The sequence below is a fragment of the Gordonia sp. GN26 genome (assembly GCF_054823965.1).
On record NZ_JSYC01000010.1, the window covers coordinates 1 to 15,271 of the forward strand.

Genomic DNA, 15,271 nt, shown 5'->3' on the forward strand with positions numbered 1-15,271 from the left:
GGCGTTGGACACGTCACCGGTGCCGGCCTCACCCTTGGAACGGATCATCGCCGCACCCTCGGTGATACGACGCAGCGCCTCACCCAGGTTGGTCGCACCACAGACGAAGGGAACGGTGAACGCCCACTTGTCGATGTGGTTGGAGTAGTCGGCCGGGGTCAGGACCTCGGACTCGTCGACGTAGTCCACGCCCAGGCTCTGCAGGATCTGCGCCTCGACGAAATGGCCGATACGCGCCTTGGCCATCACCGGGATCGACACCGCGGAGATGATGCCGTCGATCATGTCCGGGTCGCTCATCCGCGAGACGCCGCCCTGGGCGCGGATGTCGGCGGGCACGCGCTCGAGAGCCATCACGGCCACCGCGCCGGCGTCCTCGGCGATCTTCGCCTGCTCGGGGGTGACCACGTCCATGATCACGCCGCCCTTGAGCATCTCGGCCATCCCCCGCTTGACCCGGGCAGTGCCCTGGCCGGCCTCTGCGGCACCTCGCCCGTAATCCGTTGTCGCGTCGGCACTCACCGCCGCACCTCACCTTCGTGTCACGCCGCACTTGCGGTCCATACCGTTACGATTGATAATATGTATCATGATTCAAGTCGAGTTGCGTAGCGACGTCGATGCGAACCTGCCCAGATGAGGGCTTCCATCCGCGAGTGAAATGCACTGCGCGAGGCAGTGCTGAGGAGGAGTGGTTGATGTCGATCAACACCAGCCTGGCGAACATGAGTTCCGATCTCTACATCGATGGGAAGTGGGTCGAGGGCGCTGCGGGAACCATCGACAACATCGACCCGGGCAACGGCAAGCCGGTCGGAACGGTGTCGCTGGCCACGGCCGAACAGGTCTCCGAGGCCATTGACGCTGCGCGCGAGGCGTTCCCGGCCTGGTCGGCGATGTTGGCATCCGAGCGCGGTGCGATCATTCGTCGTGCCGCGCAGCTGCTGTCGGAACGGATGGAGGAAGCGGCTGCCACGATGCTGCTCGAGACCGGGAAGACCGAGGCCGACGCTCGCGGTGAGATCGCCCGGTCTGCGTTCAATCTGCGATGGAACGGCGAAGAGGCCGAACGCATCACGACCACCATCTACCCCGGGCTGGCACCCGGGTCGCGACGTTTCTCCGTCCCCACCCCATTGGGTGCCGTCGCGTTGATCAGCGCGTGGAACTTCCCCGCTGTCCTCACGACACGCAAACTCGGAGCCGCACTCGCTGCCGGATGCACCGTGGTGTTCAAGGCATCCGAACTCGCACCCGCCACCGCCCGGCTGATCGTCGAGCTGTTCATCGAGGCCGGCCTACCCGACGGAGTGGTGAACCTGATCTTCGGTGACCCGCCCATGGTGTCGCGGCGTCTGACCGGTTCCGACGACATCAAGGTGTTGTCCTTCACAGGATCCACCCCGGTCGGGAAGCTCCTGGCCGCTCAGGCCGCCCCGAAGCTCATCCGCACCGTGATGGAGCTCGGCGGGCATGCCCCGGTGCTGGTGATGGAGGACGCCGACGTCGACTTCGTCGTCAACACCGTCTCCGTGGCGAAGTTCGGCTCTGCTGGTCAATCATGCGTCGCGCCTTCCCGTTTCTTTGTCCACGAATCCCACTACACCGAGTTCGTCGAGAAGATGACCGCGAAGGCGGAGTCACTCGTGATCGGCCACGGCACCGAACCGGGTGTGACAATGGGTGCACTCGCGACACAGGCGCGCGTCGATGCACTCGTGGCGCTGGCCGACGACGCACGGGCCAAGGGCGGACGCATCACCACCGGTGGCCGCCAAGCCGACCGGGACGGCTTCTTCTTCGAACCCACCGTCATCGCCGACCTGCCACTCGACTCCGGTGCCGAGATCCTCACCGAGGAACCCTTCGGCCCCATAACCCCCGTCTTCTCGTTCAGCTCCGTCGAGGAGGCCATCGAAGCCGCGAACTCCGCGCCCTACGCGTTCGCCGCCTACCTGTTCACCGACTCCACGGCATACCGCAACACCGTGCTGGCGGAGATCAATGCCACCAATATCGGCGTCAACCAACTCGCCTACGCGATGCCCGACGTACCCATGAGCGGCATGGGCAACTCCGGCTACGGCTACGAGGGCGGAACCGAGGGCATTCTCGCCTTCACCCAGCTCCGGCTCGTCTCGGAGACACCGGCTCCGTAGTCCACAGCGACCAGGACTGTCCTTCCGGACACCGAATATCCACGCCCTCAAGCACATCCACGGCCCATGGCCCACAACACTAGGAGAGACATGAGTGCCGACCAGGTTGCACCACGCCTGCCGCTCAGCGGCGTTCGTATCCTGTCGCTGGAACAGTACGGTGCAGGTCCGTTCGGGACCTCGCACCTCGCCGACCTCGGCGCCGAGGTGATCAAGATCGAGGATCCGCTGACCGGAGGTGACGTCGGCAGGTACGTGCCGCCGTTCTTCGAAGAAGAGGACTCACTCTTCTTCGAAGGACTCAACCGGGGAAAGAAGTCGATCTCGCTCGACATGTCCTCACCGGCCGGCCGTGGGGTGTTCGAAGACCTTGTGAAGGTCAGTCATGCCGTCTATTCCAACCTGCGCGGCGACGTGCCCGCCAAGCTCAAGATCACCTACGCCGACCTGGCCCATCTCAATCCGGCGATTGTCTGCTGTTCGCTGAGTGGATTCGGCATGACCGGTCCGCGAAGCAAGGAACCGGGTTACGACTACATGATCCAAGGGCTCACCGGCTGGATGGACGTGACCGGTGAACCCGATGGACCGCCCACGAAATCCGGTCTCTCGGTGGTCGATTGGTCGACGGGTTTCGTGGCGGCGCTCGCGCTGCTGGCCGGCCTTCGCGCCGCGGAGCGCGACGGCGTCGGGATGGACTGCGATGTGAGCCTGTATGACACTGCGGTGAGCATGTTGAGTTATCCCGGTGTTTGGCACCTCAACACCGGATACATGCCTGCGCGGACCCATCATTCGGCCCATCCCTCGATCATCCCGTTCCAGGCGTTCGAGGCCTCTGACGGTTGGTTCGTGATCGCCGCTCCCAAAGAGAAGTTCTGGCAACGAGTCACCAGTGTGATCGGTCGTCCCGAGCTGGCCGAAGACCCCCGCTTCGCAACGATGGGCGACCGGCAGAAGCACGCCACCGAACTCCTGGGGATCCTGGAACCGACATTCGCCGAAGAGACGGTGGCCCACTGGGTCCAGAAGTTACGCGCGGTGGGCGTTCCCACCGGGGAGGTGAAGTCGGTCGCAGATGCACTCGTCGACCCGCATACCCGTGCTCGTGGACTCGTCGTCGAGGCCGAACACCCCCGATACGGCACGGTCAAGACGCTCGCCTCACCGGTCAAGGTCGGCGACGCATCGGCACCGCCGACGCGGGCTCCCCAACGCGGTGAACACACCCAGCAGGTCCTGTCTGAACTACTCGGGCTGGATGAGACCGCAATTGCCGCGGCTCGATCCGGTGGAGCGTTCGGACCGGTTGCCGCCGAATCGGTCTCGTAGAGCAACGGCACCGACAACATCACACAGATCGGAAGAATGATGTCCAGCAGCATCGAGACCACATCCGCGTATCGATACCTCCCCACCCCGTCTCGCCGCCACATCGTCGACGTGGTGGCGACCGAAGGCGTCGGCGGATTCTTCTTCGACGACCAGGCCGCGATCAAGGCCGGAGCATCCCGAGACGGGCTCAGCTACACCGGAAGCCCACTCACCCCGGGCTACTCCTCGATCCGGGAATCCGCCGAGGCGACGTCGGTCATGCTCATCCTCGACGACGGTTACGTGGCCGTCGGCGACTGTGCCAGCGTTCAGTACTCGGGTGTAGGCGGACGCGAACCCCGCATCAACGCAGCCGAGCTCGCCGCGGCGATCGAGAACGACCTGGCGGCGCAGCTGCGAGGACTTGACGTCAGTGCATTCCGCTCGTCGTCCACGCACGTCGAATCCCTGGTCGCCGACGTCCCGGGCCTGGGTCGCGCCGCGGCTTACGGTCTCTCGCAGGCACTTCTCGACGCCGCTTCCCACGCGGCCGGCCACCACATCATGGGCCGAGTGGTCATGGACGAGTGGCAGCTGCCCGGAACGCTAGCACCGGTGCCGTTGTACGCCCAGAGTGGAGAGGACCGCCGGTCCGGCGTCGACAAGATGGTGCTCAAGCACGTTCCGGTTCTCCCCCACGGGCTCATCAACACCCCCACACTGGTCGGCCCCGACGGCGACGCTCTGGTGGACTACGTCGAATTCATCAGGGAACGGGTCGCACGACTCTCCCGGCGTCCCGACTACTGCCCCACCGTGCACCTGGATGTGTACGGGCAGATCGGTGTTGTGGCCGATGGCTCGATCACCCGCACCGCGGACATCCTGACACGCCTGGAGGAAGCGGCCGGACCGCATCCGGTGCGTATCGAACACCCCATCGACGCGGGGAGCCTCGAAGGCCAGATCGAAGCACTCGCGGCCCTACGCACCGAACTCGCCCGCCGGGGCTCTCGGGTGCAGATTGCCGCCGACGAGTGGGCAAACACCCTTGAGGACATCGAACAGTTCGTCGCCGCGCGGGCCGTCGACCTCATTCAGATCAAGACTCCCGATCTCGGTTCCATCCACAACACTCTCGAGGCGATCCTCGTGTGCAAGGCCGGTGGCGTCGGGCCGTTCCTGGGTGGAACATGCACGGAGACAGACCGATCCGCGCGGGCAACGACCCACATCGGCGTCGCGACCGGTGTCACGCAGATGCTGGCCAAGCCTGGCATGGGCATCGACGAAGGGCTGACGATCGTCGGCAACGAGATGAACCGCGCGGTGCGGCTCGATCAGCGCCTGCACGTATTGCGCACCCAAGCCGACACGCAGTAGCCCGCACACGATTGAGGGGCACCGTGATCACGGTGCCCCTCAATCGTGTTGATCTCTGTTGCGACGACCTGTCCGCTATCGCTGGGTGTCGAGACCGGTACCGACTTCGTCGTTGAAGTACGCGTCGGCGAAAAGCTGATCCAGGAACGTGCGGTAGGGCTCGGGTCGCGTCGCCTGTTCGTAGTGCTTCTCCATGGCGGCCGTCGCACGCTCGGGATCGCCGGCCTTCAGAGCCTCGAGGATGGGGACGTGTCCCTCGACCTCCCAGTCGCCCCCCATGGTCCGCCGAACGGACGCAGTGCCACTGAGAACCGTGAGATCGGTCATCGGGCGGAGCATCAGGGTCAACGCCGGCTGATGGACCGCGGCCAGGATGCCGGTGTGGAAACGCGCATGCCATTCGGTGGCCGATTCGGGATCGTTTTCGGCCACCGCCGATTCGAAGCGTGCGTAGGCATCGTCGAGCACGTCCCAGTCATCCGGGGTTCCGTTCTTGGCGGCGAGCCCGACCAGACTGATGTCGATGGTGGCACGAGCGTGGAACACGTCGCCCATGGTCATCCCCGAACGCGTCAGCAACACCAGCATCGCATTGCTGTAAGCGGCGTCGCTCGGCTCGGCGACGGTGGTGCCCCGGCCTTGACGCACGGTGACCAACCCCCTGGCCATCAGTGTCCGGATCGAGTCACGGATGACACTGCGGCTGACGCCGAGCATGTCGCAGAGTTCGCCTTCGGTCGGTAAACGCGTCCCCGGCGTCAGTCGGCCGCTGAGGATCTGGCGCTCGAAAGCAGTCACGACCCGGTCGCTCTTGAGCTCGCTCGCCTGCCCGGCGTTCACAGCGATCTCGCCGAGGATGGATCCAACCGCCTGTTCGGTCGACCGGCCGCTCACTTGTTCCCCCGAACCTGCAAATTCATAATATGATCATACCTTAACGCATCGACGGTCGCTATCGGCACTAGATTCGCTCGTCGAGCGACATGGCCGCGAAGCATGCATGCTGCGTTCGGTCGACCCTCCGAGCGTGCGAAAGGCCCTTCCATGACTACCCCGTTCCGCGCTGAGGCGCCAACTAAACGAGAATCTCCTTCCGCTTGACTCGGACTACATCATACGTATTATCTTTCGTAGCTGCCGCAGCGCGACAGCTAATTCATCACCATCGGCGGTCAGCACAGCGTTGTGTACCGCAAATCGACATGCCCAGGTACTCCAACTCCGCGCACGCGCGGTGTCCGGCTGCTGACAGGAGTTCACAGTGATCACCAACCTTTTCGACACGGAGGAATACGCCTCTCGTGTCGCCAGAACCCAAGCGGTCATGGTCGAACGGGGATACGACGCCCTTGTGGTCGTCGACCCCGCCAACCTCAACTACCTGACCGGGTACAACGCGTGGTCGTTTTACACCCCTCAGATGCTTGTGGTCCCGGCCGACGGCGATCCACTCTTCTACACTCGTGGAATCGATGCACCCGGCGCGGTGCTCACCACGAACCTGTCGGCCGATCAGGTGGTGGGATTCCCCGATCGTTATGTGCACCAGCACGATTGCCATCCTATGGACTGGATAACCGAGGACATGCGTACCCGCGGTCTCGGCGAAGGGATCATCGGCGTCGAGATGGACGCACACTTCTTCAGCCCCCGATCCCACGAAGCACTGGTTAATGGGTTGCCGAAAGCGCGCATGACCAATTCCCACGAACTCGTGAACTGGGTCCGCGTGGTCAAGTCTCCCGCCGAGGTCGAGAAGATGCGGATCGCGGGCAAGATCGCCACCAAGGTGATGACGACCGCGATCGATGTCGTCGACGTCGGGGTGCGTCAGTGCGATGCAGTCGCCGAGATCCTCAAGGCAGGTGTTTCCGGCCTGTCCGACGCAGGAGGTGACTACACATCGATCGTGCCGATGCTGCCCACCGGCCCGGGAACCTCGGTACCCCACCTGACGTGGTCGGACGAGCCGTTCGCGACCGGTGAGGCGACGATCCTCGAACTGGCCGGCTGCCACCAGCGGTACCACTCGCCACTCGCCCGGACCGTGTACCTGGGCCAGCCCCCCAAGATCCTCGTCGAGACCGCAGACATCGTGGCCGATGGTCTCGAAGCCGCATTGGCCGCGGTTAAGCCGGGTGCACTCGTCGAGGACGTCGCCCAGCGCTGGCAGGACATCGCATCGGCGAACGGATTCAGCGCCTCCACCCGCATCGGTTACTCGATCGGTCTGGGCTACCCACCGGACTGGGGCGAGCACACCGTCAGCTTCCGCCCCGGGGACAAGACCGAACTCGAGAACAACATGTCCTTCCACATAATCCTCGGGATCTGGATGGACGGGTGGGGCTACGAACTGTCCGAGTCGTTCGTCGTCACCGACGCCGGCGCCGAATGTCTTGCATCGGTGCCGCGACGCCTCACGGTCAAGAACTGACAAGCGCGCCGACAGAATAGGAGACAACGTATGTCCCAGAACGTTCTTCAGGGTGTAGCGCCGGCGACCGGCACCGAAGAGGTCTGCCAGATCGCCCAGGCACTCATCCGCATCGACACCACCAACTACTGCGAGGGCAAGTCCGCCGGCGAAGACGTGGCCGCCGAGTATGTGTCCCAGCTACTTCGCGAGGTCGGACTGGAACCGACGACATATGAGGCCGCTCCAGGTCGGGCCAATGTCATCGCCCGGTGGAAGGGCAAGGATTCCAGCCTGCCCGCACTGATGGTCCATGCTCATCTCGACGTCGTGCCCGCAGATGCCAGCCAGTGGTCGGTCGACCCGTTCGGTGGGGTCATCAAGGACGGAATGCTCTGGGGCCGAGGCGCCGTCGACATGAAGGACATGGTCGCGATGATCCTGGCGTCGGTTCGCGACATGATCCGGCGCGGGGAGCAGCCCAACCGCGACATCGTACTGGCCTTCTTCGCCGACGAAGAAGACAACTCCAGCCAGGGCTCGTTGTACATGATCGAGAACCACCCAGAGGTCTTCGAGGGAGTCGACACCGCGATCAGCGAGGTCGGCGGATTCTCAGTCGAGGTCAACGGGCGAAAGGTCTTTCTCATCCAGACCGGAGAGAAGGGCATCCTGTGGCTCAAACTGCGCGCCACCGGCACCACGGGGCACGCGTCTCGTATCACCAAGGACAACGCCATCATGGACGTGGCCGAGGCGGTTTGCCGTATCGGGCGCGAGCCGTGGCAGGTGTCGTTGACCGCAACCACCGAGGCACTGATCGAGCGTCTGCGCGACATCGGCGGCTTCTCTGCCGATACCGACCCGACCGAGATTGCCGAGGCCACGGGATCGTGCGCTTCCTTCGTCCAGCCCGGTCTGCTCACCGTTGCCAACGTCACCATGATCAACGGCGGCTACATGGCCAACGTGATCCCAGGCGACGCTTCGGCGTTCATCGACGTTCGGGTACTGCCCGGCCAGCGCGACGAAGTACTGGGACGCATTCGGGAGCTCGCCGGGCCCGATGTCGAAATCGAGATCTACCACGACGTCGAGGGGACCGAGTCCGCTTTCGACGGCCCGTTGGTCGATGCGATGGCAAGTGCCATCCAAACCCATTGTCCCGATGCCGATGTTGCGCCGTATCTGCTCGCTGCGGGGACGGACAACGCATTCCTCGCCGGTATAGGAATTCGCGGCTACGGCTTCTGTCCGCTTCTGCTACCAGCAGACTTCGACTTCCCGTCGATGTTCCATGGCATCGACGAGCGAGTTCCCCTCGACTCCCTCGTGTTCGGCCAAGCGGTTCTCACGGAGCTGTTCCAGACCTACTGACGACCCAGCCGTCGGCGAACGGTTGCCGGGCTCTGAATCCCTCGTGCTCGGGCCCGGCAACCCACCACCCCACATCAAGTCCGTAGGGCGTTCGGCTTCTGCCGGCGCCTGGCTCACTCATGCCTTCACCCGAGTCCTCCTGACCCGATCGAGAGGGAAATTAACCGTGCCTGCCGACGAATTCGAGATCGATGCCCTGTTTGCGGAGCTTGCCAAGTCTTGGCGTCCGGCGGCGTCTGTAGAGATCGACGCCCTGGACCCCGCCCGTGCCCGCCAGCTGGCGGCAGCCCTCAATCTTTCAACCTCCTCAGAGCAGGAGCACCTTTGCCGGTTCCTTGGCAGTGGCTCTACTTCACCGAGTGGTCTCCCACTGAGCAACTCGGGCTGGACGGGCACTCAGCGACCGGTAGCTTCCTGCCACCGATCCCCCATCGGCGGCGCATGTTTGCCGGCGCTCGGATGACCGCGTCCCGCAACGTGTTGTTGGGTCGCGAGACCCATAAGCGCTCGGCTGTCAGCTCTGTGCGGCACAAGCACGGCCAGACCGGACACCTTCTCTTTGTCACCGTCGCCCACGAGTATTTCCAGGACGGATCAAGCTGCCTTGTCGAAGAACAGGACATCGTCTATCGGTCCGGCGGCCCCACCGTGGCGCCTCGCCCGCACACCGGCGACCTGGGCGCCACCACCGCCACGACGTTCATTGAGCCGCGCTTTGACACAGCAACACTGTTTCGCTACTCAGCGCTGACATCGAACAGCCATCGCATCCACTACGACCATCCATATGCCACGCAGGTGGAGCATTACCCGGCACTGGTTGTCCACGGACCGTTACTGGCGACACTAATGGCGAACCTGGCGGGCTCGCGTTCAGGACCATTGCGGCACTTTGAATTTCGCCTCAAAGAGCCAGTGTTCTTGGGTGACCGGGTTCGCATCGAGGCGACACCTTGCGCCGAGCCCGGGAGCGTGTCGATCCGCATCGTATCCGGCCACGACACAGTGCATGCGACCGCATTGGCGCGCACCTTCTGCGAACAACTCTCGCAGGCATAAGGATTCGCAACCTGCACCCAGAAACGCACCAACAAGAAGTTCGCCGCCGAACACTCTTCGTGTCGGGCACAAACAAACACACTCACAAGTCAGGAGCATCACATGCGTGTCGGAATCCCCAGCGAAATCAAGAATCACGAGTACCGCGTCGCAATCACCCCCGCAGGCGTGGCCGAGCTCAACCGCCGGGGCCACGAGATCGTCATTCAGTCCGGCGCGGGCGAGGGCTCTGCCATCTCAGATCTGGACTTCAAGGAGGCTGGAGCCCAGATCCTCGGAACTGCCACCGAAGTATGGGAACAAGCCGAACTGTTGCTCAAAGTCAAGGAGCCGATCGCGCCCGAGTATCCACTGATGCGGGAGGACCAGACCATCTTCACGTACCTACATCTCGCGGCCAGCCGTGAATGCACACAGGCGCTGCTTGATTCGAAGACAACCTCGATCGCCTATGAGACCGTGCGAACCGCCGACGGATCGTTGCCACTGCTCGCGCCGATGAGTGAGGTGGCCGGTCGCCTCGCCCCACAGGTAGGCGCCTACCACCTGATGAAGTCCGAAGGTGGCCGCGGCTCACTGCTCGGCGGCGTACCCGGCACAGAGGCCGCGGAGGTAGTCATCATCGGCGGCGGCGTCAGTGGCGTCAACGCGGCCACGATCGCGGTTGGGATGGGAGCTCAGGTCACCGTCTTCGATCTCGACATCGCCAAGCTTCGTGCGATCGACGCTCGGTTCGGCGGGCGAGTTCACACCAGATACAGCACCGCACTCGCGCTTTCGGAGGCTGTTGTCAATGCAGACCTTGTCATCGGTGCAGTACTTGTCCCCGGGGCAAAGGCCCCTGTCCTGGTGCCCAACAGTGTGGTGGCGAGAATGAAGCCCGGCGCAGTGCTCGTCGACATCGCGATAGATCAGGGTGGTTGCTTCGAAGACTCACGGGCCACCACGCACGACGACCCCACATTCCAGGTCCATGACACCTTGTTCTACTGCGTGGCAAACATGCCCGGAACCGTCGCACGTACGTCGACCCAGGCGCTGACGGGCGCAACACTGCCGTACGTCCTACGATTGGCAGATGTCGGCTGGGAAGCGGCCTGCCACGCGGACGCGGCCCTCGCCACGGGCTTGTCCACCTGCGCCGGCGATCTGTACGCAACCGAAGTAGGCGAGGCGCTCGACATTGCCGTCGCCAAGAGCGCATTCGCCGCGAACTAAGGGTCATCGCATCTCCCCATTCGACAGGCGAAACGGAGCCCACCGACTGTGACCTGCACCCTGCCCGGCAGCATTTCGCTGCCGGGCAGGGAAGCGTCCCTCACCCTCCAAGTGCCATCCAGTTCAATGAAGGCTAGGCTCAGTTAACAAACTGAGGGGGTTCGGGCAATGGGACCGTGCACCCGTGCGGTTGGACTTGGTCGCCGAATATGGCGATTTGCGCCATCTGGCCGCGTCTCAGACGTTCCCCTACCGTGGAAGTTCGACAGATGACCAGCGAAATCCCCGGCGATGTCGACGTCCTCGGGCCCACCGAGACGAACACCGTCGCGGACCGATGGCGAACCGTCGCTCTCAGCCGTGGTGACGCGGTCGCGATCCGCACCCCGGAGGAGTCGGTCACCTTCGCGCAGGCGGCGGCACGAGTGGACGACCTGGCCCGGGAGATCGCCGGCACCACTCCGGCCGACAGCCCGGTGGCCGTCGAGATCGAGTCCGATGTCGACTCGGTGATCTCGATGCTCGCGGTCTGGTGCGCCGGGCGTCCACTCGTCCTGGTCGATCCGTTCCTGCCCGAGGACCGGCGCGCGAACATCCTGCGCCTGTCCGGTGCACATCTCCTCGCGCCTGCGATCGCCCGTGATCACGAGTCGCGAGGCCAGGCCACCCAGCTCACCGTCGAACCCGCACCCGACGATCCGGCGGTGCTCCTGTTCACCTCCGGCTCCACCGGTACGCCCAAGGGCGTGTTGCTCGCCCAGCGGATGCCCGTCAACCACGCGCGCGACGGCCGCCGGTTCATGGAACTCGGTCCCCACGATCGCGCCGCGGTGCTGCTGCCGCTCAGCTTCGGTGGCGGGTTGGACGCGCTCGCGATGAGTCTGCTCAACGGCGCGACGCTGCTGCTCTGGGATGTCCGGCGCCGCACCACGACCGGACTACGGGACTGGTTGTCCGCAGAGAGGGCCACCACAGCGCACCTCACCCCGTCGTTGCTTCGATCGTGGCTGGGCCAACTCGAGGCAGAGGACGCCGTCGACTCGCTGCGACTGCTGTCGACCTGCGGCGAGCCCGCGCACCACACGGATGTTGCACTCGCGCGGGACACGATCCTCAGCAATGGCGTGTTCTGCTGCTGGGCAGGCGCATCCGAGATCGGCAACCTCGCCTTCAATCTCTTCCCGCCGAACCGGGAGGTCGAGGACGGCGCGATACCGGTCGGCATCCCGGCGTCGGACAAGTTCGTCCGCATCGTCGACGAGGAGGGCCGCGACCTACCGCCGGGGTCCACCGGCGAGGTCATCGTCGAATCCGCGCACATCGCCGCCGGGTACCACGCGAACCCGGAACTGACCGGGGTCCGCTTCACCTCACTGCCCGACGGCCGGAGACGTTATCGCACCGGGGATCTCGGCCGTCTCGACACGAACGGCGAACTGACACTGCTGGGTCGCGGCGACGACGCGATCAAGGTCCGCGGCTACCTCGTCGAACCGCTGGAGGTCGAGTCCGCGCTGCGGTCCCTGCCCTGGACCACCGACGCCGTCGTCACCGCCGACCGGGACGAGGGTCGACTCACCGCGCACGTGGCCGTCGACCCGCAGAAATGGTCGCCGTCACCCGCGGAGATCCGCCACGAGCTCGGAAAGACGCTCACGCCGTGGATGATCCCGCGGGACATCGTCGTGGTCGCCGAGATCCCCCGCAACGAACGCGGCAAGGTCGACCGTGCCGCCCTACCGCCTCCCCCGCCACGTCCGACACCTGAACGGCCGCGCGGCCTGACCGAGATGGCGCTGCACCGGTTCTGGAGCGAGATCCTGGGTCTGGAACCCGAATCCTTCGGGCGTCACGACGACTTCGTCGAACTGGGCGGCGACTCACTCGCCGCCGCGAAGATGCTCTCCGAGGTCCAGCACCACCTCCAGTTGGAGGTGAACACGGCCATGTTCGCCGAGGCACCGACGATCGCGCAGTTCGCGCAGCGGATCGAGACGGCCGCGAAGGAGCGGTCCAAGAACGCCACCGGCGCCACGCTGATCCCGTTGCGGAAGGGGGTCGGCGACCCGATCTTCCTGATCGCCGGGGCCGGCAGCCTCGCGACGAGCCTGACACCGGTGGTCCGCGCGCTCTCCGGTGACCGCCCGATCTACGCCATCCAATCGAGGGGCGTCGAAAAACGCGGCCGTGCAGACCATTCCGTGCGTGCCGCGGCGCGTCGTGCCATCATCGACATCCGCTCGGTGCAACCCCACGGCCCGTACCAGATCGGCGGCTACTCGCTGGGCGGGTTCATCGCCGTCGAGGTCGCCGCACGCCTCACCCGGGCCGGCGAGACCTGCCATCCGGTCGCGGTGCTCGACTCGGTCATCGACCCGGTTCTGGCGCAACGCCTCACCGGGGACGCGCCGAACGTCGCACGGCGCATTCGGGACTCGTTGCGCTCGTTGACCAAGGCCGACGAGACGCTGCCCGATCGAACCGGGACCGAGGAGAAGAAGCCCACCGGTTCACCGGTCCAGCGCGTCGTGCAGGAGGTCGCCCTGAACGCCCTCGTGCTCACCGCGGGACTCGTTCCGTTGTCGACGCCGGTGCAGTGGGTCGTTTTCTTCCGTCTGGGCACCAGGATGATCCGACGGCATCGGCCCAGTCCCTTCTCTGGTCCGATCACGGTGGTGAAGGCGCGCACCAACACCGACGATCCCGCGCTGTGGGGCCACTTCACCTCGGGCAGGGTCGAGTTCGTCGACATCGACGGCGACCACATCTCGATGATCCGGGCACCGCACGCCGCGGAGACGGCCCGGGCGCTCGACGAGATCATCGGCGACGGGACGCCCTGAACGCAGATGTCGCGAAACGTGTCGCCAACCGCCACGTTTCGCGACATCTACGCGCTCGCCGGTCAACCACCTTCGGCAGCCTTCTTGATGCCGGCCAGTCGCCGATCCCAGCCACGCGCGATGGTGTCCAGGTGCCGGGCCACGCGTGAGAGCTCCGAACCGACCGCTTCGTACCGGATTTCGCGTCCGGCCCGGGATGCCGTGACCAGGCCCGCCTCGGTCAGGATCTTGAGATGTTTGGCGATCGCCTGACGGCTGATCGGCAACTCGGTGGCGAGGGTCGACGCCGACGCGGGGTCGGCCCCCAATCTGACGAGGATCTGCCAGCGACTCTCGTCGGCGAGGGCACCGAAGACCTCGACCGGAACAATCTCAGGCATCGGAACTTCCGGCCAGATGGGTGCGTGCGAGTTCGAGCTCGATCTTCCAGCCTTCGACGTTGCCGTCGAACTTGGCGCGTCGTTCCGCATCCGAACCGGACAGCGAGGCGAATCCCGACTCGACGACCTTGAGGTTCACCCCGGAACCGGAATCGGTGATCCAGAACTCGACCAGCGTCGACTCCGAGTCGGGATCGGTTGCGTCGGCGAGCCATCGGAAGGCGGCGTAGCGGGGTTCGTCGAGTTCCACCGTGCGAAAGACGAAGGCGCCGTGGACGGGATCGTGAACCGTCGACAGATCCCCGTCGCGGTCGATCCGGTGCTCGGTGATCGCGTTGTCGTTGATGTACCAGCCAGGCTCGCTGACGAGTTGCCACACGCGTTCGGCGGGCGCCTCGATGGTGATCTCCCGCTCGATCCGGTCGAGATCCTCATCTGTTGCCGCACTGGTTGTTTCGGGGTCGGTCGCACTCATGACGCCTCCTGGGTCATTCCGGATGATGCAACCCCATGGTTGCATCATCCGGAGCGACTTGCAACCCCTGGGTTGCAGTAGATCCTCAGGCCACGATCTCCGCGAGCCGCCGGATCGCGAACTCGTAGCCGCGGATGCCGTAGCCCGCGATGACACCGGCAGCGAGGGGCGAGACATAGGAGTGGTGGCGGAACGCCTCACGCTTGTGCACGTTGCTGATGTGCACCTCGAAGATCGGCACGCCGGGCACCACCAGGGCGTCGGCGAGGGCGACGGACGTGTGGGTCCACCCGCCCGGGTTGATGACGATTCCGCTGATCTTCCCGACCGACTCGTGAATCCAGTCGATCATCTGGCCCTCGTGATTGGTCTGCGCCGCACGCAGGCCGAAGCCGAGTTCCGACGCGGTCCGTTCGGCGAGGTCGACGACGTCGTCGAGCGTCTCGGAGCCGTAGATCGCCGGCTCACGGGTACCCAGGGTGTTCAGGTTGGGCCCGTTGAGCAGCAGGATCGGCAGCGGCTCGGGACCGGCCGGATCGGATGTGGAGTCGGACATGGGTTCACTTTAGTCGCCGACCCCGGCGCACCTGCGGCATCGATCAGGGTGTCGCCTCGCCGACCGGGGCGAGACACCGCAACGGCTACCA

Annotated in this window: 13 protein-coding genes; 8 read left to right on the forward strand and 5 right to left on the reverse strand. The window is 64.9% G+C overall.

What is annotated here, in order from left to right:
* Nucleotides 1–522 (reverse strand): beta/alpha barrel domain-containing protein (locus tag OK17_RS03470; RefSeq protein ID WP_461416681.1); only part of this gene is annotated, 522 nt, incomplete at its 3' end.
* A gap of 176 nt (nt 523–698) precedes the next feature.
* Here OK17_RS03470 and OK17_RS03475 point away from each other — a divergent pair.
* From OK17_RS03475 to OK17_RS03485, 3 genes are all read left to right on the forward strand, one after another.
* Nucleotides 699–2,159, forward strand: coding sequence for an aldehyde dehydrogenase family protein (locus OK17_RS03475; protein WP_461416682.1), 1,461 nt, complete (start codon nt 699–701; stop codon nt 2,157–2,159).
* Between the two features lie 90 nt (nt 2,160–2,249).
* Nucleotides 2,250–3,491 carry a CaiB/BaiF CoA transferase family protein gene (locus OK17_RS03480; protein WP_461416683.1) on the forward strand — a complete coding sequence of 414 codons (1,242 nt, stop codon included), beginning with the start codon at nt 2,250–2,252 and terminating at the stop codon, nt 3,489–3,491.
* Between the two features lie 36 nt (nt 3,492–3,527).
* A complete protein-coding gene (locus OK17_RS03485) occupies nt 3,528–4,856 on the forward strand; it encodes a methylaspartate ammonia-lyase (protein ID WP_461416684.1) in 1,329 nt (442 codons plus the stop codon).
* Nucleotides 4,857–4,931: 75 nt separating this feature from the next.
* Here OK17_RS03485 and OK17_RS03490 read toward each other — a convergent pair whose 3' ends face one another.
* Nucleotides 4,932–5,750 (reverse strand): FadR/GntR family transcriptional regulator, encoded by an 819-nt coding sequence (locus OK17_RS03490; protein ID WP_461416685.1) that lies wholly within the window; start codon nt 5,748–5,750, stop codon nt 4,932–4,934.
* Between the two features lie 367 nt (nt 5,751–6,117).
* Between OK17_RS03490 and OK17_RS03495 the strand changes: the two genes are divergently transcribed.
* From OK17_RS03495 to OK17_RS03515, 5 genes are all read left to right on the forward strand, one after another.
* Entirely contained in the window at nt 6,118–7,293 is a 1,176-nt protein-coding gene (locus OK17_RS03495) for a M24 family metallopeptidase (protein WP_461416686.1), read from the forward strand.
* 30 nt (nt 7,294–7,323) lie between these two features.
* Nucleotides 7,324–8,649, forward strand: a complete 1,326-nt coding sequence (locus OK17_RS03500) for a M20/M25/M40 family metallo-hydrolase (RefSeq protein WP_461416687.1) — start codon at nt 7,324–7,326, stop codon at nt 8,647–8,649.
* Between the two features lie 441 nt (nt 8,650–9,090).
* Nucleotides 9,091–9,708 carry an HTD2 family dehydratase gene (locus OK17_RS03505; RefSeq protein WP_461416706.1) on the forward strand — a complete coding sequence of 206 codons (618 nt, stop codon included), beginning with the start codon at nt 9,091–9,093 and terminating at the stop codon, nt 9,706–9,708.
* Between the two features lie 102 nt (nt 9,709–9,810).
* Nucleotides 9,811–10,926, forward strand: coding sequence for an alanine dehydrogenase (gene ald / locus OK17_RS03510; RefSeq protein ID WP_461416688.1), 1,116 nt, complete (start codon nt 9,811–9,813; stop codon nt 10,924–10,926).
* A 269-nt stretch (nt 10,927–11,195) separates the two neighbouring features.
* Nucleotides 11,196–13,769, forward strand: a complete 2,574-nt coding sequence (locus OK17_RS03515; RefSeq protein ID WP_461416689.1) for an AMP-binding protein — start codon at nt 11,196–11,198, stop codon at nt 13,767–13,769.
* A 62-nt stretch (nt 13,770–13,831) separates the two neighbouring features.
* Here the strand turns inward: OK17_RS03515 and OK17_RS03520 are convergent, their stop codons facing one another.
* From OK17_RS03520 to aroQ, 3 genes are all read right to left on the reverse strand, one after another.
* Nucleotides 13,832–14,149 carry an ArsR/SmtB family transcription factor gene (locus tag OK17_RS03520; RefSeq protein WP_232717471.1) on the reverse strand — a complete coding sequence of 106 codons (318 nt, stop codon included), beginning with the start codon at nt 14,147–14,149 and terminating at the stop codon, nt 13,832–13,834.
* The gene (locus OK17_RS03525) at nt 14,142–14,624 is read right to left on the reverse strand and encodes an SRPBCC domain-containing protein (protein WP_232717472.1); all 483 of its coding nucleotides are present in this window, start codon (nt 14,622–14,624) and stop codon (nt 14,142–14,144) included. Before OK17_RS03525 ends, OK17_RS03520 begins: the two co-directional genes overlap by 8 nt.
* An 85-nt stretch (nt 14,625–14,709) precedes the next feature.
* Entirely contained in the window at nt 14,710–15,180 is a 471-nt protein-coding gene (aroQ, locus tag OK17_RS03530; RefSeq protein WP_232717473.1) for a type II 3-dehydroquinate dehydratase, read from the reverse strand.
* Nucleotides 15,181–15,271: the final 91 nt, after the last annotated feature.